At 53.0% G+C, this 19,784-nt stretch carries 20 protein-coding genes; 12 read left to right on the top strand and 8 right to left on the bottom strand.

Features of this window, described 5'->3' with window-relative positions:
* Positions 1-30: 30 nt before the first annotated feature.
* The 4 genes from fdhE to fdnG are packed head-to-tail and all read right to left on the bottom strand — an operon-like array spanning position 31 to position 5,554.
* Positions 31-960, bottom strand: coding sequence for a formate dehydrogenase accessory protein FdhE (gene fdhE, locus HV318_RS14105; RefSeq protein WP_182273241.1), 930 nt, complete (start codon positions 958-960; stop codon positions 31-33).
* The gene (gene fdoI, locus HV318_RS14110) at positions 957-1,592 is read right to left on the bottom strand and encodes a formate dehydrogenase cytochrome b556 subunit (protein WP_182273242.1); all 636 of its coding nucleotides are present in this window, start codon (positions 1,590-1,592) and stop codon (positions 957-959) included. Before fdoI ends, fdhE begins: the two co-directional genes overlap by 4 nt.
* Complete coding sequence (gene fdxH / locus HV318_RS14115) at positions 1,589-2,491, bottom strand: formate dehydrogenase subunit beta (RefSeq protein WP_182273243.1); 903 nt, start codon at positions 2,489-2,491, stop codon at positions 1,589-1,591. The genes fdoI and fdxH overlap by 4 nt, the downstream gene beginning before the upstream one ends.
* 12 nt (positions 2,492-2,503) lie before the next feature.
* A complete protein-coding gene (fdnG, locus tag HV318_RS14120) occupies positions 2,504-5,554 on the bottom strand; it encodes a formate dehydrogenase-N subunit alpha (protein ID WP_182273244.1) in 3,051 nt (1,016 codons plus the stop codon).
* A gap of 383 nt (positions 5,555-5,937) precedes the next feature.
* On the opposite strand from fdnG, the gene fdhD reads away from it, so the two are divergent.
* The gene (gene fdhD / locus HV318_RS14125) at positions 5,938-6,774 is read left to right on the top strand and encodes a formate dehydrogenase accessory sulfurtransferase FdhD (protein ID WP_182273245.1); all 837 of its coding nucleotides are present in this window, start codon (positions 5,938-5,940) and stop codon (positions 6,772-6,774) included.
* A gap of 114 nt (positions 6,775-6,888) precedes the next feature.
* Complete coding sequence (locus HV318_RS14130; protein WP_182273246.1) at positions 6,889-7,101, top strand: YdgH/BhsA/McbA family protein; 213 nt, start codon at positions 6,889-6,891, stop codon at positions 7,099-7,101.
* Positions 7,102-7,140: 39 nt separating this feature from the next.
* On the opposite strand, the gene HV318_RS14135 is transcribed toward HV318_RS14130, so the two are convergent.
* Both HV318_RS14135 and HV318_RS14140 read right to left on the bottom strand, forming a co-directional pair.
* On the bottom strand, positions 7,141-7,464 hold the full coding sequence (locus tag HV318_RS14135; protein WP_182273247.1) for a branched-chain amino acid transport AzlD family protein: 324 nt from the start codon (positions 7,462-7,464) through the stop codon (positions 7,141-7,143).
* The gene (locus tag HV318_RS14140) at positions 7,464-8,123 is read right to left on the bottom strand and encodes an AzlC family ABC transporter permease (RefSeq protein WP_182273248.1); all 660 of its coding nucleotides are present in this window, start codon (positions 8,121-8,123) and stop codon (positions 7,464-7,466) included. Before HV318_RS14140 ends, HV318_RS14135 begins: the two co-directional genes overlap by 1 nt.
* Positions 8,124-8,225: 102 nt before the next feature.
* Here HV318_RS14140 and HV318_RS14145 point away from each other — a divergent pair, with 102 nt between their 5' ends.
* From HV318_RS14145 to HV318_RS14170, 6 genes are all read left to right on the top strand, one after another.
* Positions 8,226-8,774, top strand: coding sequence for a helix-turn-helix domain-containing protein (locus HV318_RS14145; protein ID WP_182273249.1), 549 nt, complete (start codon positions 8,226-8,228; stop codon positions 8,772-8,774).
* Positions 8,775-8,951: 177 nt separating this feature from the next.
* Complete coding sequence (sodA, locus tag HV318_RS14150) at positions 8,952-9,572, top strand: superoxide dismutase [Mn] (RefSeq protein ID WP_182273250.1); 621 nt, start codon at positions 8,952-8,954, stop codon at positions 9,570-9,572.
* A 195-nt stretch (positions 9,573-9,767) separates the two neighbouring features.
* Entirely contained in the window at positions 9,768-10,445 is a 678-nt protein-coding gene (gene yiiM, locus HV318_RS14155) for a 6-hydroxyaminopurine reductase (RefSeq protein ID WP_182273251.1), read from the top strand.
* 181 nt (positions 10,446-10,626) lie between these two features.
* Positions 10,627-11,331, top strand: coding sequence for a UTRA domain-containing protein (locus HV318_RS14160; RefSeq protein WP_182273252.1), 705 nt, complete (start codon positions 10,627-10,629; stop codon positions 11,329-11,331).
* Positions 11,332-11,339: 8 nt separating this feature from the next.
* Positions 11,340-12,305: a sugar phosphate isomerase/epimerase family protein gene (locus HV318_RS14165; RefSeq protein ID WP_182273253.1), complete on the top strand. Its 966-nt coding sequence runs from the start codon at positions 11,340-11,342 to the stop codon at positions 12,303-12,305.
* A gap of 115 nt (positions 12,306-12,420) precedes the next feature.
* A complete protein-coding gene (locus HV318_RS14170; RefSeq protein WP_182274602.1) occupies positions 12,421-13,671 on the top strand; it encodes an MFS transporter in 1,251 nt (416 codons plus the stop codon).
* Between the two features lie 44 nt (positions 13,672-13,715).
* Here HV318_RS14170 and cpxA read toward each other — a convergent pair whose 3' ends face one another.
* Both cpxA and cpxR read right to left on the bottom strand, forming a co-directional pair.
* Positions 13,716-15,089 (bottom strand): envelope stress sensor histidine kinase CpxA, encoded by a 1,374-nt coding sequence (gene cpxA, locus HV318_RS14175; protein WP_182273254.1) that lies wholly within the window; start codon positions 15,087-15,089, stop codon positions 13,716-13,718.
* On the bottom strand, positions 15,086-15,784 hold the full coding sequence (gene cpxR / locus HV318_RS14180) for an envelope stress response regulator transcription factor CpxR (protein ID WP_003862004.1): 699 nt from the start codon (positions 15,782-15,784) through the stop codon (positions 15,086-15,088). Before cpxR ends, cpxA begins: the two co-directional genes overlap by 4 nt.
* Positions 15,785-15,933: 149 nt before the next feature.
* Here cpxR and cpxP point away from each other — a divergent pair, with 149 nt between their 5' ends.
* From cpxP to HV318_RS14200, 4 genes are all read left to right on the top strand, one after another.
* Positions 15,934-16,440, top strand: coding sequence for a cell-envelope stress modulator CpxP (gene cpxP, locus HV318_RS14185; RefSeq protein ID WP_182273255.1), 507 nt, complete (start codon positions 15,934-15,936; stop codon positions 16,438-16,440).
* Positions 16,441-16,589: 149 nt separating this feature from the next.
* Positions 16,590-17,483 (top strand): CDF family cation-efflux transporter FieF, encoded by an 894-nt coding sequence (gene fieF / locus HV318_RS14190; RefSeq protein ID WP_182273256.1) that lies wholly within the window; start codon positions 16,590-16,592, stop codon positions 17,481-17,483.
* Between the two features lie 174 nt (positions 17,484-17,657).
* Positions 17,658-18,620: a 6-phosphofructokinase gene (pfkA, locus tag HV318_RS14195; protein WP_182273257.1), complete on the top strand. Its 963-nt coding sequence runs from the start codon at positions 17,658-17,660 to the stop codon at positions 18,618-18,620.
* A 134-nt stretch (positions 18,621-18,754) separates the two neighbouring features.
* Entirely contained in the window at positions 18,755-19,744 is a 990-nt protein-coding gene (locus tag HV318_RS14200) for a sulfate ABC transporter substrate-binding protein (RefSeq protein ID WP_182273258.1), read from the top strand.
* Positions 19,745-19,784 lie beyond the last annotated feature (40 nt).

Here is a 19,784-nt window from a genome sequence, read left to right on the forward strand (position 1 = left end):
GCTTGCGCCGCCCGGCGCTGTCACAAGGGATTACTCCCCTTCACCCGGGAACAGGAACGGGTTGATAGAGCTGCGGGCAAAGCCCTCTTGCTCCATTTTGGCGTCCAGAATCAGCGAGGCGAGATCGTCGGCCACGGCTTCGACTTTCGGGTCTTTTTCCTGATACAGAATTTTCAGGTAGGTACCACAGTCGCCGCAGCTTTCGGCTTTCACCGCTGCGTCTTCGTTTTCCAGCGACCAGTAGTTGAGATCGCGGGTCTGCTCGCAGTTGCTGCACTTCACGCGCACCACATGCCACTCGGTTTCACACAGGTTGCAGTGCAGGTAGCGTAGCCCCTGGGTGGTACCAATTTGCACCATGCTGGAAACCGGCATCGAGCCACACACCGGGCAGAACTGGCGCGCTTCACCATATTCGGCACGGGCCTTGCCTGGGATGAGGCTTGCCATTTGCGCCCAGTAGAGCGACAACGCAGCCCAGATAAACGGTGCTTTATCACTGCTGACCAGCGAGAAATCAGAAGCAAACAGCGCGCTCGCCATCTCTTCCAGTTCCATATCGGAGGCTTTTTCCAGATTCTCAATAACCGCCAGCGCGGTACCGCTCATCTCCGGTTTTAGCTCAGCAATCAGCGAATGCAGCAGTGTGTGCCAGTGCTTATCGCGCGGCAGTACGTGAATATCCAGCGGCGGTTTACCTTGCTCGCTGGCTTCTTTAATGCGCGCGGTCAGATCCATTTGCAGCGGATGGTCGTACAGCACCACTTCCTGCGCGTGGGCAATGAGCGCGGCAAAACGCAGAAAATCGCCCAGAGGGTTGTTCTCTGCCAGCTCGCGCAGACGCTCTGCGCGGCGGTTATAGAGGTTCTTGAGTCTGGGGAATAACAACGGCGGAATATATTCCGCCGTGCGTTTCTCGCTCGAACCCAGCTCATCTTGCGGGATTATGCGAATACTCATTCAGATGACTTTTCCTGTTTCTGGCGGACTTCACGGTACCAGCGCGGGTGATGTTTCTTCGCCCACGTACTGGTTACCCAGCCTTCCACCATCGCGGTAATGGTGCCTTTCACCCAAAGGGCGGCGTAAATATGCACCATGATAACCACAATTAACGCCACTGCGGCAAATGAATGCAGCATCAGCGCGAATCGGATCACCGGGATTGAGAAAGCAGGCGCAAAGTACGGACGCCAGATGATCACACCGCTTACCAGCAACAGGACCAGGAAGATAATCGCCGCCCAGAATACGCATTTCTGGCCGAAGTTATAACGCCCGGTATCACCCACTTCCTCGTTGACGACGATCTTACGAATATTCTTCGCCCAAAAGATATCATCCCGATTGATTAGGTTATGGTGCCAGTATCGGAAAAACATGATGATGAACGACGCGAACATGATGACGCCAACAAACGGGTGCAGTATACGCGCCAGCTGTGGTGTCCCCATGATCTGCATCAGCCAGTTGAAGGACGGGAAGAAGAACCCTAGCCCGCTTATCGCCGCCAGCATGAAACAGAAGGCGGTGACCCAGTGGTTGATGCGTTCCGGCGCGGAGTAGCGCACGATGGTGTCACGTTTTCTCATTTGCGCACCTCGTCTTTCTCTTCATGCTTGTCGTCGTCTTCCTCTTCCGCGCGGTTCGGGCCGACACCGACGTAGTGGAAGATACTTGCTGCGAAGGTGGCAGCAAAACCGACCGCTGCCAGCGGTTTCCAGATGCCTTTCCAGAACTTAACGGTGGCGCTGATTTCCGGGTTCTCCGGCAGGCCGTGATACAGATTCGGCTTGTCGGCGTGATGCAGTACGTACATGACGTGCGTTCCGCCAACACCGGCCGGATCGTACAGGCCTGCGTTATCGTAACCACGGGTTTTCAGCTCGCCTACGCGCTCAGCCGCCAGCGTTTTCATATCCTCTTTAGAGCCAAAGTGGATAGCACCGGTTGGGCAGGTCTTCACACAGGCGGGTTCCTGACCGACGTTGACGCGGTCAACACACAGCGTACATTTGTAGACGCGGTTGTCTTCCGGGTTCAGTCGTGGCACGTTGAACGGGCAGCCCGCGATGCAGTAGCCACAGCCAATGCACTGCTCGGACTGGAAGTCGACGATGCCATTAGCATACTGAATGATAGCCCCTTCCGACGGACACGCCTTCAGGCAACCCGGATCCGCACAGTGCATACAGCCGTCTTTGCGGATCAGCCATTCCAGTTTGTCGTTCTGCTCCACTTCCGAGAAACGCATCACCGTCCAGGACTTCGCGGTCAAATCCGCAGGGTTGTCGTACACCCCAACGTTATGACCCACTTCGTCACGGATATCGTTCCACTCTGAACAGGCCACCTGACAGGCTTTACAGCCGATACAGGTGGTCACGTCGATAAGTTTCGCCACTTCCTGCTGGTGGTCCCGCGCCTGTGGCGCGGGTGTGAAACCGTTAGTCGCGGAACGACGGATAATGTCTTGAGATTGATAAGCCATAAGTCGTCTCCGTTACACCTTTTCCACGTTCACGAGGAAGGCCTTAAACTCCGGCGTCTGCGTGTTCGCATCACCGACGAACGGCGTCAGGGTGTTCGCAATAAACCCTTTTTTCGCCACGCCCTCATAACCCCAGTGGATCGGGATGCCGATGGTATCCACCTGCTGACCGTGAACGTTCAGCGTACGAATACGCTTGGTCACTACGGCCTTGGCCTTGATATAGCCACGGTTAGAAGAGACCTTCACGGTATCACCATGTGCGATGCCGAGCTTGTTCGCCAGCTTCTCACCGATCTCCACAAACTGTTCCGGCTGCGCGATAGCATTAAGCAGCGCGTGCTTGGTCCAGTAGTGGAAGTGTTCGGTCAGGCGATAAGTGGTGCCCACGTACGGGAACTTGTCTTTTTTACCCAGCGCTTCAAAATCGCCCTTAAAGATACGGGCTGCCGGGTTAGAGACCACGTTCGGGTGCAGCGGGTTGGTGCCCAGCGGCGTCTCAAACGGCTCGTAGTGTTCCGGGAACGGGCCTTCAGCCATTTTATCAATAGCAAACAGACGCCCCATCCCTTCAGGCTGCATGATAAACGGCCCGACATCGCTGCCTGGTGCGGCAGTGCTGTAGTCCGGAACATCCACGCCACCCCATTTCGCGCCATCCCATTTCAGAAGCTGACGCTTCGGATCCCACGGGTTACCCTGCGGATCTGCGGAGGCACGGTTATAGAGAATGCGACGGTTCAGCGGCCACGCCCATGCCCAGCCCAGCGTATTACCAAGGCCCGACGGGTCGGCGTTATCGCGGTTGGCCATCTGGTTACCTTTCGGCGTCCAGCTACCGGCAAAGATCCAGCAGCCGCTGGAGGTAGTACCGTCATCACGCAGGTGCGCGAAGGTGCTGAGCTGTTCGCCTTTCTTCGCCAGGACTGCACCGGTGGCCGGGTCGATAACATCCGCCAGTGCCTTACCGTTGCTCTCCATCGCCACTTCTTCCGGTGATGGGTTTTCCGGTGTCGAGTAGTTCCAGGTCATGTTCAGAACCGGTTCAGGGTTCGCACCGCCTTCTGCCGCGTACATCTTACGCAGGCGCAGGAAGATGCCGGCCAGGATCTCGCCGTCGTTCATGGCAATGCCCGGGGCGTCCGCACCTTTCCAGTGCCACTGCAGCCAGCGGCCGGAGTTGACGATAGAACCGTTCTCTTCCGCGAAGCAGGTGGATGGCAGGCGGAACACTTCGGTCTGAATCTTCGATGGGTCGACATCGTTCGATTCACCGTGGTTCTGCCAGAAGGTCGAGGTTTCGGTATTGAGTGGGTCAATCGTTACCAGGAACTTCAGTTTTGACAGAGAGGCCACAACCTTGTTCTTGTTCGGGAATGACGCCACCGGGTTAAAGCCCTGGCACAGATAGCCGTTGACCTTGCCCTGGTTCATCATCTCGAAGTACTGAAGAACGTCGTAACCTTTGTCCCACTTCGGCAGCCAGTCGTAGCCCCAGCTGTTTTCAGCTGTCGCTTTGTCACCGAAGAATGCCTTCATCATGGAGACGAAGAACTTCGGATAGTTGCCCCAGTAGTTCACCTGGCCCTGGAGCAGCGGTTTTGGCGTGCTGGCTGTCAGGTAGGTTTGCAGATCAGTCTGTTTTTCGTTTGGCAGCGTCATGTAGCCGGTCAGGCTTTGTGACAGCAGGCCGAGGTCAGTCAGACCCTGAATATTGGAGTGACCGCGCAGGGCATTTACGCCGCCGCCTGCCATGCCCATGTTGCCGAGCAGCAGCTGAACCATCGCCATCGTACGGATGTTCTGCGCACCGATAGAGTGCTGTGTCCAGCCGAGGGCGTACAGGAACGATGCGGTTTTATCTTTCGCACTGGTTTCGGCGATAAGCTCACACACTTTCAGGAAGTCAGCCTTCGGCGTACCACAGATGTTTTCGACAACGTCCGGTGTATAGCGTGAAACGTGCTCTTTCAGCAGGTTCCATACACAACGCGGGTGTTGCAGGGTGGTGTCGCGTTTCGCAAAGCCGTTTTCATCCAGCTCGTAGTTCCAGCTGGTTTTGTCGTACTTGCGTTTTTCGGCGTCATAACCGCTGAACAGGCCATCTTCGAAGTGATAATCCTCACGCACGATCAGGCTGGCGTTGGTATACGCCTCAGTGTATTCGCGGTTATATTTTTCGTTGGTCATCAGGTACAGCAATACGCCTGACAGGAAAGTGATGTCAGTACCTGAACGAATAGGGGTGTAGAAATCCGCCACTGACGCAGTACGCGTAAAGCGGGGATCGATCACAATCAGTTTCGCACCGTTGTGGATTTTGGCTTCCATCGCCCAGCGGAACCCGACAGGGTGCGCTTCAGCGGCGTTACCGCCCATCACCACAATAAGGTTGGCGTTCTTGATGTCGACCCAGTGGTTGGTCATCGCACCGCGACCAAATGTTGGAGCAAGACTTGCTACCGTTGGTCCGTGTCAGACACGCGCCTGGTTGTCGACTGCGAGCATACCGAGTGCACGCGTAAATTTCTGGGTTAAGTAGCCGGTTTCGTTACTGGAAGCGGAAGCACACAGCATCCCGGTGGAGAGCCAGCGGTTGACCGTGACGCCATTGGCGTTCTGGGCAATAAAGTTGGCATCGCGGTCTTCTTTAATCAGTTTTGCGATGCGGTCAAATGCATCATCCCAGCTGATTTGCTGCCATTTGTCGGAACCTGGGGCGCGGTATTCAGGGAATTTCAGGCGGCTTTCTGAGTGAATAAAGTCCACCAGACCGGCCCCTTTCGGGCATAACGCCCCGCGATTGACCGGATGATCCGGGTCACCTTCGATGTGGAAGATAGACGCTTTGGCGTTTTTCGCACCGTCGCCGAGGCTATACATCAACAGCCCGCAACCGACAGAGCAGTATGTACAGGTATTACGGGTTTCGCGGGTGCGCAGCAGTTTGTACTGCCGCGTCTCCGCCAGCGCTACGCCGGGGGCAAAGCCCAGCGCCGCTGCCGTGGTGCCTGCCATACCGCCAGCGCAGATCTTAAAGAACTGCCTTCTGCTGACCTGCATGGGTCACTCCTTGTTTCGACATTGCTTACATATGTAGTTTTAACTTCACGGTTGTTTTTTCAACCACAAAGAAGAAAATTTGTTCTAATCCCTCAATCCCACGAGGGATATCATCAGAATACCACAATGTCGGTAAGCCTGTTCCAATGGCGTTAATACAAAGTGAACGTATTATCACCCTGCTGATTATAAAATGTGATATTAGTCACGTTATTAACCCTGCATGTTAAAGGGGTGTATCATGGTCTTCGTTGCACCTCTCCCAAATGAGTAGGTAAACTTGATGGGGATGGGCGCTTAAAAGTTGATCCATACTATGCGTAAGGTCTGCACTTTGTGATGCAATAGCAGGCTCACCTCCGTGGTTGTTCAGGAATACCGTTGTGTCTAAACAAAATCGTGCTCCCCACTCGTCGCCACTACCCGCTGGTATTGTGGAACTGCCGGTACACAGACCCCCCCACATTACCCATGCCACGCCTGATTTTCTGGCGGAGGAAGTCCCGGTTGCACTGGTCTACAACGGTATTTCCCACGTTGTAATGATGGCCTCTCCGAAAGATCTCGATCTGTTCGCCATTGGGTTTTCCCTCTCCGAAGGGATAATTGAGCACCCTCAGGAGATCTACGGCATGGACGTGGTTCAGGCCTGCAATGGACTGGAAGTACAAATCGAACTTTCCAGCCGCCGCTTTATGGGGCTGAAAGAGCGCCGTCGGGCGCTGGCCGGGCGTACTGGCTGCGGAGTGTGTGGTGTAGAACAGCTCAACGATATCGGCAAACCTGTTGTGCCTCTGCCGTTTACCCAGACCTTCAACCTTGCGAACCTCAATAAAGCGCTTGAGCACCTTAATGATGTTCAACCCATCGGCCAGTTGAGCGGTTGTACGCACGCGGCGGCGTGGGTGTTGCCGTCGGGGGATATTGTCGGGGGGCATGAGGACGTTGGCCGCCATGTGGCGCTGGATAAGCTGCTTGGTCGCCGTGCGCGTGAAAGTGAAATCTGGCAGCAGGGAGCAGCATTAGTATCCAGCCGTGCCAGCTATGAAATGGTGCAAAAATCCGCGATGTGCGGCGTTGAAATTCTGTTTGCGGTGTCGGCAGCAACGACGCTGGCAGTGGAGGTGGCTGAGCGCTGCAACCTGACGCTGGTGGGGTTCTGTAAACCGGGAAGGGCGACGATTTATACTCATCCTCAACGATTGATTGTTGATCAGTAATTTTGAATAATTTTGGCAAATCCTTCCGCTTTTAGTTGTCGGTGATGAGGTCTAGTATTTATCTAATCAAGGCGACACGCCTTATCCAAACAACTAATTGAAAGGGTTTATATCATGAAAAGCATCAAAACTTTTGTCGCTGTAATCGCTCTGTCTGCTTCTTTTGGTTCTTTCGCTGCTCAGACGGTCACGGCAACTGCCTCTACCATTGATGGTGCAGAAGCAAAAATCGCCGCTCAGGCTCAGGAAGCGGGCGCGTCGTCCTACAAAATTACCCAGGCGTTTTCCGGTAACCGTGTACACATGACCGCTGAACTGAACAAATAAGCCTGTCACACCGTCGAAAGAGCGCCCCCGGGCGCTTTTTTAGTTTATGCCCGCCAGACGCAATAGCGCAGTGACCACCGCCGCCGCAACGATCACCACAATTAACGGCATCTTGCGCCAGGCCAGGAATACCGCAAACGCCACGCCCAGCACCCGCGCCATCCCGGCAAAGTGTTCCCCTTCATAAAACGTTGTCGCCAGCGCGACGGAAAACAGTAATACCGTTGCCGCATCAGAAAGCAGCGCCTGGGAGCGCTCTGACAATGCCAGTCGGCTGCCGATTTTTGCCCCGCCAAGACGCATCAGATACGTCCCCGCAGACAAAATGGCGATACCGAGAATAAAGACCGTTATGTTTTCCATTATTTTTTCCTCGCGGCAAGGCCCAGTAAAGCGAGCAGAACCGGTAAACCCGCCGGGGTAAATGGCACGGCGGCCAGCGACAAGACTGCGCCGCTGCAGGCGCGGATCAGCGTGGTTCGGTTTTTAAACGCGGGAACGACCAGCGCCAGCAAAATGGCCGGGAATACGGCATCCAGCCCGATGGTTTCCGGGGCGGGCAGCAGTTTGCCGACCATTGCGCCCAGTAGCGCACCCAACGGCCAGATGACCGCGATGCCTAAACCGCACAGCCAGTAGGCTGCTTTACGCTGTTCGGGCGTTTTTTGCGACAGGCCAAACACCACGCTTTCGTCGTTCATGATGTGGCATCCCAGAAGGCTCGCACCGCGTTTGCCGACCAGCTCACGCACCGTGACGCCAAACGGCACATGGCGTGCGTTAACCAGTAACCCGGCAGCCGCTGCCGCCAGCGGGTTACCACCGCTAGCCACAATACCGATAAACATAAATTCTGAAGCCCCTGCCAGCACGGTGAGGGAAAGCACAAACGGTACCCAGAGCGGGAAACCGTATGCCATCGCCAGCGAGCCGTAGGACATTCCGACAACGCCAACCGCCAGACAAACAAGGATGATTGCTTTTATGGTGTCGCTTTTAAGGCAGGAGAGGTGGTGCTTCATACAGTTTTAGCCATATCGAACGTATTTCCATTATAATGAACGCATCAGAAGTGTTTTACAAGATGAACGATTCGTTCGATATAAAGAACATGAGGCCGTTTTATGACGCAGCCAATTTGCGTGATCGCCAGCAGTCTGGTGCGAGAACGTCTGCGAACCGGGCTTTCACTGGCGGAAATTGCCCGCCGTGCCGGGATCGCCAAATCAACGCTCTCCCAGCTGGAGTCCGGCAATGGTAACCCTAGCCTGGAGACGCTCTGGTCGCTTTGTGTGGCGCTGGACATTCCTTTCGCCCGCTTGCTTGAGCCGCAGCAGCCAACCACTCAGGTGATCCGCCGGGGGGAAGGAACGAAGGTGGTCGCCGGGCAGGCCAACTATGAGGCCATTTTGCTGGCAGCGTGCCCACCGGGTGCCCGCCGTGATATCTATCTGTTGCAGACCCAGCCGGGTGCAGACCGTATTTCCCAGCCACATTCTCCAGGTTCAGTTGAGCATATTATCGTCACACAGGGGCGGGCGATAGTGGGCCCGCTTGACGCACCGGAAGAGCTGGGAGAAGGGGATTACATAAGCTATCCCGCCGACCAGTTGCATATCTTTAAGGCGCTGGAGCCGGACACCTGTGCTTTGCTGGTCGCGGAACAAAATTAACGAAATAACGCATTAACTGCATGATAAATTTAATAATTAATCCATTTGTCAAAGCGCGATAACCTTATAGAAATTACGGCATTGATAATCATTTTCAATACCATTTAATTAACTATAATGAACCAACTGCTTACGCGGCATTAACAGTTGTGCCGCCCGACACTAATGGAGAGGATTATGAGTTATACACTGCCATCCCTGCCGTATGCCTACGACGCACTGGAACCGCATTTTGACAAGCAGACGATGGAAATCCATCACACTAAACACCACCAGGCCTATGTAAACAACGCGAATGCCGCGCTGGAAAGCCTGCCAGAGTTCGCTAACCTGTCTGCTGAAGAGCTGATCGCTAAACTGGATCAGCTGCCAGCGGACAAGAAAACCGTTCTGCGTAATAACGCTGGCGGCCACGCTAACCACAGTCTTTTCTGGAAAGGCCTGAAAACCGGTACCACCCTGCAGGGCGACCTGAAAGCGGCTATTGAACGCGACTTCGGTTCCGTTGATAACTTCAAAGCGGAATTCGAAAAAGCTGCTGCAACCCGTTTCGGCTCTGGCTGGGCGTGGCTGGTACTGAAAGGTGACAAACTGGCGATTGTTTCTACCGCTAACCAGGATTCCCCGTTGATGGGGGAAGCGATCTCTGGCGCATCCGGTTTCCCAATCGTGGGTCTGGACGTGTGGGAACACGCTTACTACCTGAAATTCCAGAACCGCCGCCCGGACTACATCAAAGCCTTCTGGGACGTGGTGAACTGGGACGAAGCCGCAGCGCGTTTTGCCGCGAAAAAATAAGGTTGCATTGCCACCTCTGAGAAGCGAGTCTGATGACTCGCTTTTTTTGTATCTGTATACCCGTCATACTTCAAGTTGTAGGTGCGTTGGCTGCGCTCGCTCACCCCAGTCACTTACTGGAGTCAGCTCCTGGGGATTCACTCTCTTGCCGCCTTCCTACAACTCGAATTATTTAGGGTATATAAAGGAGTCGCGATGCATTACCCGGTGAATGTGTTTACAGGCAAGGTCAGGGATTACGACGGTAGCCGCCCAAGCGCCATCGCCAAAATTCAGGTCGATGGTGAGCTGACGTTAACCGACCTTGGGCTTGCGGGTGACGAGCAGGCCGAAGCGAAAATCCACGGCGGGCCTGAGCGCGCGCTGTGCCACTATCCTCGCGAACATTATCGTCACTGGATAGCCGAATTCCCCGAGCAGGCGGATTTGTTTGTCGCACCCGCGTTCGGTGAGAACCTCTCGACCGAAGGGCTGACCGAAAAGAACGTCTTTATTGGCGATATCTTTCGCTGGGGTGAGGCGCTGATTCAGGTCACGCAGCCGCGCTCACCGTGCTTCAAGCTTAACTTCCATTTCGGCATTAGTGATATGTCAGCTCAGCTGCAAAGCGTGGGCAAAACCGGCTGGCTGTACCGCGTGGTGCTGGCTGGGCAGGTTTCGGCGGATGCACCGCTGGAGCTGGCGTCACGCCTGAGTGATGTCTCTGTGTACGACGCCTGCGCAATTGCCTGGCATATGCCGTTTGATGACGAACAGTATCATCGTCTGTTGTCGGCTGCGGGGCTATCGACCAGCTGGACAAGAACGATGCAGAGGCGACGTATTAGCGGGCAGATCGAGGATAATTCGCGGAGATTGTGGGGGAAACAGTAATTATTGCAAGAACAAGAGTGCCCGCCTGAATCTGGAGGGCATCGCCATTCTGGTGGTGTCCTCGCTAACGATGAACTTGCTACCTGGCCCACAAAAATGGCGTCAGCCTGCCGAAAAAGCTTGAGAATTTTCCCTGCTCAAATATTGTGTCTTCAAATTGGTTTAAACCAGATTGTGAGACATGAAAGAAAAAAACTATGTTGATCTCCTGAGAGACCGCTTCGAAAACTGGCTAGCGGCTAATGATTTTCCGCCGGGTTCCCGACTTCCCTCTGAGCGCGAATTGTGCGAATTGCTGGATGCGAAACGCATGACCTTAAGGCAGGTGTTAATTGAGCTTGAGGTCGCGGCGCGTATTTTTCGCAAGAACCGCAGCGGGTGGTTCATCTCTCCTCGTCGATTCATCTACAACCCAAAATCGCTCTCCAGCTTTAATGCGGAGGCGCGTGCGCAGGGACGAAAACCGTCCTGGGGTTATTTGACTAAAGACGTTGTCGATACCGCACCCCGCCATATTGAGAAAGCATTTTCTTCGTCCAGGGCTCCCTACCTGATAACCGGCTGGTGTGGGCTGGATGATCATAAAGTTTTTTACCATGAGTCCTGGATTGACGCCGATGCCGCCCCGGGTTTTATGGATAAGCTGGAAAATCACGCATTTTCTAAAGTCTGGGAAGAGAGTTTTGGGCTTACCTTGACCATCAAAGAGATGATTTTCAAACCCGTCAATATGCCGGAGCTTGCCTGCAAAGAGTTGGGCGTAGCACCTAATACGTACGGTATTTTGGTAGAGAAGCATCGTGCCACGTCTGAAAAAAAAGTGGTTCAGGTTGATCTGGAGTACTGGAGACTTGAATCCGTCGAACTGGTTATTCGTGATGAGTGAGAAAGATTATGGAAAACATTATCAGAGAAAAACTGGCTGAGCGCGCAAGAAACATCCGCCTTTATTTGCATGCATATGCCTTTCATTTAAATATGCGTTACGAAAGAATTCTTCCTGAAGATTTACTGGATATTGCACATCAGTATCATTTAACGGGTGTGAAAGTACATGTTGAAGATGGGGAATCCTTTTCACTGAAAAATATGCGGCCAGAGCAGTTGGCTTCGTTTAAAAAGAAAGCCGAACTGTACGGGCTCGATATTCATATTGAAACCAGTGCATCAGATAAAAAGACGCTGGATGAAGCTATTTATATCGCGCAGGGCACAGGTGCTACCTCCGTCAGATTTTATCCGCGTTATGAAGGCTATTTAAATTCGGTGCTGGAAAAAATCTCCCGGGATATAGCTTATCTGGCGCAGTTTGATAATAGTGGTATCCAGTTTACGATTGAACAACACGAAGATCTCAAAGGACATGAACTGGTTACACTGGTAAAAAACAGTGGTATGAAAAATCTCTCCATACTCTTTGATTTTGGCAATATGATAAATGCCAATGAACAACCCATGACAGCGCTACGGACAATGTCACCTTACATCACTCAGGTTCATATCAAGGATGCCAGAGTGATAAAAGAGGGTAAGGGATGGGCACATGAAGCCTGCAGTACGGGGCTCGGCGATCTCCCTGTCGAGATGATGCTGCGTGAACTTTTACTGTTGGGTGAAGACCAGCCGCAGGTCACTTCTTTCGGTCTGGAAGAAGAGGTTGATTATTACGCGCCAGCATTTCGTTTTGATGACGAAGGCGATAATCCCTGGATACCGTGGCGTGACGCAAGTTTCACTCCGCTTCCTGATAATGACCTGGTTGATGCTCGTCTGGCACAGGAGAAAGATAATGCTATTTCTCAGATCGATTTTATTCGTAACCTGTGTGCGAAGTTTATAAATATAAAACAACCTGCTTAATTTATTTAACTGTGTCTTGATGCATCTTATGGCTTCCTTTTTTCAGGAATAGCCTGCTTTTTATATTGCTGAACGGTTTTCTCTCTAAATTTCAGTGAGGGTGTCGAATATGTTCATGAATAAATGGGCTCGTCTGTGCTTTTTGGTTTTGGGTGGTGGAACGATATTTAAGCTTTCCAGCATGAAGGATGTTTTTTATGTGCCAATGCAAAATGACTGGGGGCTGACAAACACACAGATAGGACTCAGTTTTACGGTATATACCATTGTACAAACCACAGGGCTTTTCCTTTCTTTATACATTGCTGATCGCTATTCTAAGAAGATCCTTCTGCCCTTCGGGTTAATTGGTGTGGGACTGTGTGGGCTATATTTATCCACGCTTCCATCGTTCACTGGCTATCTTATTTGCTTTGCGGCGATGGCCTTCTTTGCTGATGTGGTGTACTGGCCTGTGTTATTAAAAGCTGTACGCCTGTTAGGAACAAAAGAAGAACAGGGGCGGTTGTTCGGGCTTCTGGAGGCAGGGCGCGGTGTGGTGGATGTTATTGTCGCATCAGGTGCGCTGTTTGTCTTCGTTCACTTTGGTGAAGGGAAGGCAGGGATGCAGGCAGGCTTGCTCTACTACACGGTTATCACTCTTATGGCCGGGGTGATAACCTACTTCATCGTTGATGATGACCACGTCAAAAGCGGTGAAGGAAGCAGCACAAACATTGAAACCCTGAGAGGCATTAAACATGTTCTGACTTGCCCGAACGTCTGGTTAGCGTCATTTGGCATTTTCTTCGTGTATGCAGCTTACTGCGGTTTAACCTATTTCATTCCGTTCCTGAAAGACATCTACATGCTTCCGGTTGCGCTGGTGGGGGCGTACGGGATCATTAACCAGTATGCCCTCAAAATGGTGGGTGGGCCGGTGGGCGGTTTCCTGGCGGATAAAGTGGCTAAGTCCCCTACGGTCTACCTGAAATGGACGTTCTTGATTTCTGCCATTGCGATGATGTTGTTTATGCAACTCCCTCATCAGTCGATGAACGTTTACATCGGGATGATTGCAACATTAGGGTTTGGTGCCATCATCTTCTCGCAGCGAGCTATTTTCTTTGCCCCGATGGATGAAATTGGAACGCCACGGCAGTATGCCGGTTCGGCAATGGCATTTGGTTGTATTATCGGTTATATGCCTGCGATGTTTGCGTATACCCTCTATGGCTGGATTCTGGATAACTTTAAAGGGATTACCGGCTACAACTACGTGTTCAGCGTGATGATTGGCTTTAGTCTCTTAGGATTTGCGTGTTCAACATTGCTGGTGAAACGCATCAAGAAACAGAAAGTTATGCCAGTCAGTGCGGAGGCATAACATCATGAATCGCGTCCCCCGACACCGTATCGGGGGACGTGTGATCAGGAACGTTTATACAGCGGTAGCCACAGCGTTAACCGCAATCCACCCAGCGGGCTGTCATCGGCTTTCACCCAGCCACGGTGTTGCTGCATGGCGGTTTCCACAATCGCCAGACCCAGCCCGGTACCGCCAGATTCACGGTCACGTGCTTCGTCAGTACGGTAGAACGGCCGGAAAATCTGTTCACGATCTTCCGGGCTCACGCCTGGACCATCGTCATCCACAGTGATGGTGATCCCGTCTTTATCCACCGAAAACGCCACTTCAATCTTCGTATGTGAGTAGCGCAGGGCGTTACGCACAATATTCTCCAGCGCGCTTTCCAGCGTGTTGGGGTTACCGTACAGCGGCCACGGCCCTGGCGGGAAGTTGACGGTGAACGATTTGCCCATCTGCTCCGCTTCGAATGCGGCGTTGTCCAGCACTTCATGCCACAGGTGATTGGCTTTCACCGTTTCACTGACCAGCGCATTTTTTTGCTGATTGCGTGACATCACCAGCAGGTCGTTGATCATGCTGTCCAGACGGTGCGCTTCCGTTTCGATGCGCTCCAGCTCTTTGCTTTCGCCGCTGCGGCGACGCAGCAGCGCGGTACCAAGCTGCAGTCGCGTGAGCGGCGTGCGCAGTTCGTGTGAGATATCCGAGAGCAGGCGTTGCTGCGCGGTCATCATGCGCTCAAGCGCGGTGATCATCTGGTTGAAGCTGGCTCCGGCGGCCAGGAATTCCTGTGGCCCGGCTTCCAGTTCAGGGTGCTGGCGCAGGTTACCCTGTGCCACTTCGTCAGCCGCGTTTTTCAGCTTACGCGCCGGTTTCGCCAGGCTCCACGCCAGCCATAACAGCAGCGGTGAACTGACCAGCATCGTGACAATCAGCAGCAGGAGCGGACGGTCAAACAGCAGGTTGATGAAATCAGACTGGGAATTGCTCGCAGGGCGAATCAGGTAGAGCTGGTAGTTGTCTTCCCCATCCCTGACGGAGAAAGGGCCAACCATTTCGACACGGCCATATTTCTTTTTCTGTGGGTGATCGGCGTTATCTGCCTGGCCAATGAAGTTGCGGATGATCTGCATTTCATTGCGATCGGCCCCAATGACGCGACCTTCGCTGGTGACCAGCAACAGGCGCTGTCCTGGCGGTGCCCACTTATCGATAGCGCGAAACAGCCTGCGCCACCACATTAAATCGTTCGGCGGATCGTTTGCCAGCTCGGCTTCGACGTGCTGCTCGATCATCACGCCCTGACGTTGCTCGCTGTCGAGAAGCTCCGTCATCTGGCGTGAGTCGAGTTTTGGCAACATCAAAACGAGCATTAAAACCAGTGCCAGCGTCAGCCAGAAGATGGCGAAAATGCGGGCGGTTAAACTTCCTATCATGAAGCGGAAACCATCAGATAACCACGACCACGCAGGGTTTTAAACCACGGGTGACCGTCTTTACGCTCCGGCAGCTTACGGCGCAGGTTCGAGATATGCATATCAATGGCACGGTCAAACGGCGTGAGGCGTTTACCCAGCACTTCCTGGCTTAAGTGTTCACGCGATACCACCTGGCCGAGATGCTGCGCCAGCAGATAAAGCAGGGTGAACTCCGTGCCGGTCAGTTCCAGCGTCTCGCCGTCGAAGCTTGCTTCCTGGCGACCCGGGTTCAGGCTCAGGGAGTCCACTTCCAGCGTTGGTGAGCTGTTGTCGGTATTCTGCTGCTGTTCGCTCCAGTGGGAACGACGCAGGATAGCGCGAATACGGGCAACCAGTTCACGGTCGTTGAATGGTTTAGGTAAATAGTCATCCGCACCCAGCTCAAGGCCGAGTACGCGGTCAAGTTCACTGCCGCGCGCGGTCAGCATAATGACAGGGGTCTGGTGTGTCTGGCGAAGCTCTTTCAGCGTATCAATGCCGTTTTTCTTCGGCATCATGACGTCGAGCAAAAGTAAATCGATGCTGTCATCAAGGAGACTCAGCGCCTGCTCGCCATCATGGGCGACCAGAACGTTGAAACCTTCCATGTCGAGCAACTCCTTTAAAAGGGATGTGAGCTCTCGGTCATCATCAACTAACAGGATTTTATTCATTGTTTAATACCTCCGAGGCAGAAATTACGACATCAAGGCTGTCTAATCCATGACTTTACGTTGTTTTACACCCCCTGACGCATGTTTGCAGCCTGAATCGTAGACTGTCTCTCGTTGAATCGCGACACGAAAGATTTTGGGAGCAAGTGATGCGCAAAGTTACCGCTGCCGTCATGGCCTCAACGCTGGCGTTCAGTGCGTTTAGCCAGGCTGCTGTAGCTATCACCAGCGACAACGGGCTTCCCGAAGAGGGGACAGCGCAGCACAGTAGCCAAAGCCATATGTTTGACGGCATAAGTTTAACCGAACATCAGCGTCAACAGATGCGAGATCTGATGCAGAGGGCAAGACAAGACCAGCCCCCTGTTAATGTTAGCGAAATGGAGACAATGCATCGCCTTGTCACCGCCGATAATTTTGACGAAAGCGCTGTGCGCGCTCAGGCAGAAAAAATGGCACAGATACAGGTTGCCCGCCAGGTTGAAATGGCCAGGGTTCGCAACCAGATGTTCCATCTGCTATCGCCCGAGCAGCAAGCGGTTTTGAACGAGAAACATCAGCAACGAATGGATCAGTTGCGTAAGGTTGCACGGATGCAGCGAAGCTCAGAAACGACGTTTTTCAGTAGCAATAGCAGTACCCGTAGTAACCAGTAAACCCTGTTTTCCTTGCCATAGACACCATCCCTGTCTTCCCCCACATGATGTGGGGGTTTTTTTTGCCCTTCAAACTTGTTAACCGTTTATTCATCCGTTGACTCCTCAAGCTTCCGTTATACTAGCGGCATGACATGACAGGAGTTTTTATGAATCAATCCTATGGACGGCTGGTAAGCCGGGCAGCAATTGCGGCGACCGTCATGGCTTCCTGCCTGCTGCTGATTAAAATCTTTGCCTGGTGGTATACCGGTTCGGTCAGTATTCTGGCAGCACTGGTGGACTCTCTGATGGATATCGCCGCCTCGCTGACGAACCTGCTGGTGGTGCGCTACTCGCTACAACCGGCAGATGAAGAGCACACGTTCGGGCATGGGAAGGCTGAATCGCTGGCCGCCCTGGCGCAGAGTATGTTTATCTCCGGTTCGGCGCTATTCCTGTTTTTGACCGGTATTCAGCACCTGGTTTCACCGTCGCCGATGAACGATCCTGGCGTGGGCGTGGTGGTGACAGTTGTTGCACTTATATGCACACTGGTTCTTGTTACGTTCCAGCGTTGGGTGGTACGTAAAACGCAAAGCCAGGCTGTAAGGGCGGATATGCTTCATTATCAGTCTGATGTTATGATGAATGGCGCTATTCTTATTGCGCTCGGTCTTGCCTGGTATGGATGGCATCGCGCCGATGCATTATTCGCATTAGGGATTGGGATCTATATTTTATATAGTGCCTTACGGATGGGTTATGAGGCGGTACAGTCGCTTCTCGACCGTGCGCTTCCCGATGCTGAGCGACAAGAAATCATTGAAATCGTGACGAGCTGGCCTGGCGTCAGTGGAGCGCACGATCTCCGTACGCGGCAGTCAGGGCCGACCCGCTTTATTCAGATTCATATTGAAATGGAAGACAACCTGCCGCTGGTTCAGGCTCACGTCATAGCTGAACAGGTAGAGCAGGCGATTTTGCAGCGTTTTCCTGGTTCAGACGTCATCATTCACCAGGATCCCTGCTCGGTTGTACCCGGGTACGTTGGGCTTTCGTAATTCGTTGTAAAAAAGTGAGCCAGGCCAGCATTTTGTGTATAAATTACCGCCATTTGGTCTGACCTGAATCAATTCAGCTGGAAGTGATTGATATACTATTTGCAGTATTCGTTGGTCGAACAGTTTCTTCCGGCAAAAGATTTCAATTTTGCATTCCTAAGTTCAGAGGTAGTCATGATTAAGAAAATCGGTGTGTTGACAAGCGGCGGTGATGCGCCGGGCATGAACGCGGCAATTCGTGGGGTTGTCCGTTCAGCGCTGACGGAAGGTCTGGAAGTTTTTGGTATCTATGACGGTTATCTGGGTCTGTATGAAGATCGCATGGTGCAGCTCGACCGTTACAGCGTGTCGGACATGATTAACCGTGGCGGTACCTTCCTCGGCTCTGCACGCTTCCCGGAATTCCGCGATGAACACGTCCGTGAAGTGGCTATCGAGAACATGAAAAAACGTGGCCTGGACGCCCTGGTGGTTATCGGTGGTGACGGCTCCTATATGGGTGCAAAACGTCTGACTGAGATGGGCTTCCCGTGCATCGGTCTGCCAGGCACTATCGACAACGACATCAAAGGTACTGACTACACCATCGGTTATTTCACCGCGCTGGGTACCGTCGTTGAAGCGATTGACCGCCTGCGTGACACCTCTTCTTCCCACCAGCGTATCTCCATCGTGGAAGTGATGGGCCGCTACTGTGGTGACCTGACGCTGGCTGCGGCTATCGCTGGTGGCTGTGAGTTTGTGGTGGTACCGGAAGTGGAATTCAGCCGCGAAGACCTGGTTAACGAAATCAAAGCCGGTATCGCGAAAGGTAAGAAACACGCTATCGTGGCAATCACCGAGCATATCTGTGATGTTGACGAGCTGGCGAAGTACATCGAAACCGAAACCAAACGCGAAACCCGTGCCACTGTACTGGGTCACATCCAGCGTGGCGGTTCTCCAGGCCCATATGACCGTATTCTGGCGTCCCGCATGGGTGCGTACGCTATCGAACTGCTGCTGCAGGGTTACGGCGGCCGTTGCGTGGGTATTCAGAACGAAAAACTGGTTCACCATGACATCATTGACGCTATTGAAAACATGAAGCGTCCGTTCAAAGGTGACTGGTTAGACTGCGCGAAAAAACTGTACTGATCCTTCTGGCCCTCTTCTCTCTGAAGAGGGCCATTATTCCTCTATGTTATAGCCAATCTTTTTTTATTCTTTAATCATTGGTTAGCTTTCTGGCACGCTGCATTCATCCAAATACTGCACAAGAGAGCTGGGCGATGAATAAATGGGGCGTGGGTTTAACATTATTGCTGGCATCGACCAGCCTTCTGGCTAAGGATATCCAGTTACTGAACGTGTCGTACGACCCGACGCGTGAACTTTATGAGCAGTACAACAAAGCCTTCGCGGCACACTGGAAGCAAGAAACCGGTGATAACGTCGTGATTCGCCAGTCACACGGCGGTTCTGGTAAGCAGGCGACTTCGGTTATCAACGGTATTGAGGCCGACGTGGTCACGCTGGCGCTGGCCTACGACGTGGACGCGATTGCCGGGCGTGGCCGTATTGATAAAAACTGGATCAAACGTCTGCCGGACAACTCCGCACCCTATACCTCGACCATCGTTTTCCTGGTGCGTAAAGGCAACCCGAAACAAATTCATGACTGGAACGACCTGATTAAGCCGGGCGTGTCTGTCATCACCCCGAACCCGAAAAGCTCTGGCGGTGCACGCTGGAACTACCTGGCGGCCTGGGGTTACGCCCTGCACCACAATAATGGTGACCAGGCGAAGGCTCAGGAGTTCGTGAAAGCGCTGTATAAAAACGTCGAAGTACTGGATTCCGGCGCGCGTGGCGCAACCAATACCTTCGTTGAACGCGGTATTGGTGATGTGCTGATTGCCTGGGAAAACGAAGCCCTGCTGGCGACTCATGCGCTGGGCAAAGACAAATTCGAAATCGTCACCCCGAGTGAATCGATTCTCGCCGAGCCGACCGTCTCCGTGGTCGACAAAGTGGTTGAGAAGAAAGACACCAAAGTGGTGGCTGAAGCGTACCTGAAGTATCTCTACTCGCCAGAAGGCCAGGACATTGCGGCGAAGAACTTCTATCGCCCACGCGATCCGGCGGTTGCGAAGAAATACGAAAACGCATTCCCGAAACTGAAACTCTTCACGATTGATGAGACGTTTGGTGGCTGGACAAAAGCGCAGAAAGAACACTTCTCCAACGGCGGAACGTTCGACCAGATCAGCCAGCGCTAGGTGTTTTGCAAAGAACGACACGGTGACCCGGTGTGAGAAA

Origin of the sequence: Enterobacter sp. RHBSTW-00901 (genome assembly GCF_014103115.1) — a bacterium.
Lineage (GTDB): Bacteria > Pseudomonadota > Gammaproteobacteria > Enterobacterales > Enterobacteriaceae > Enterobacter > Enterobacter cloacae_P.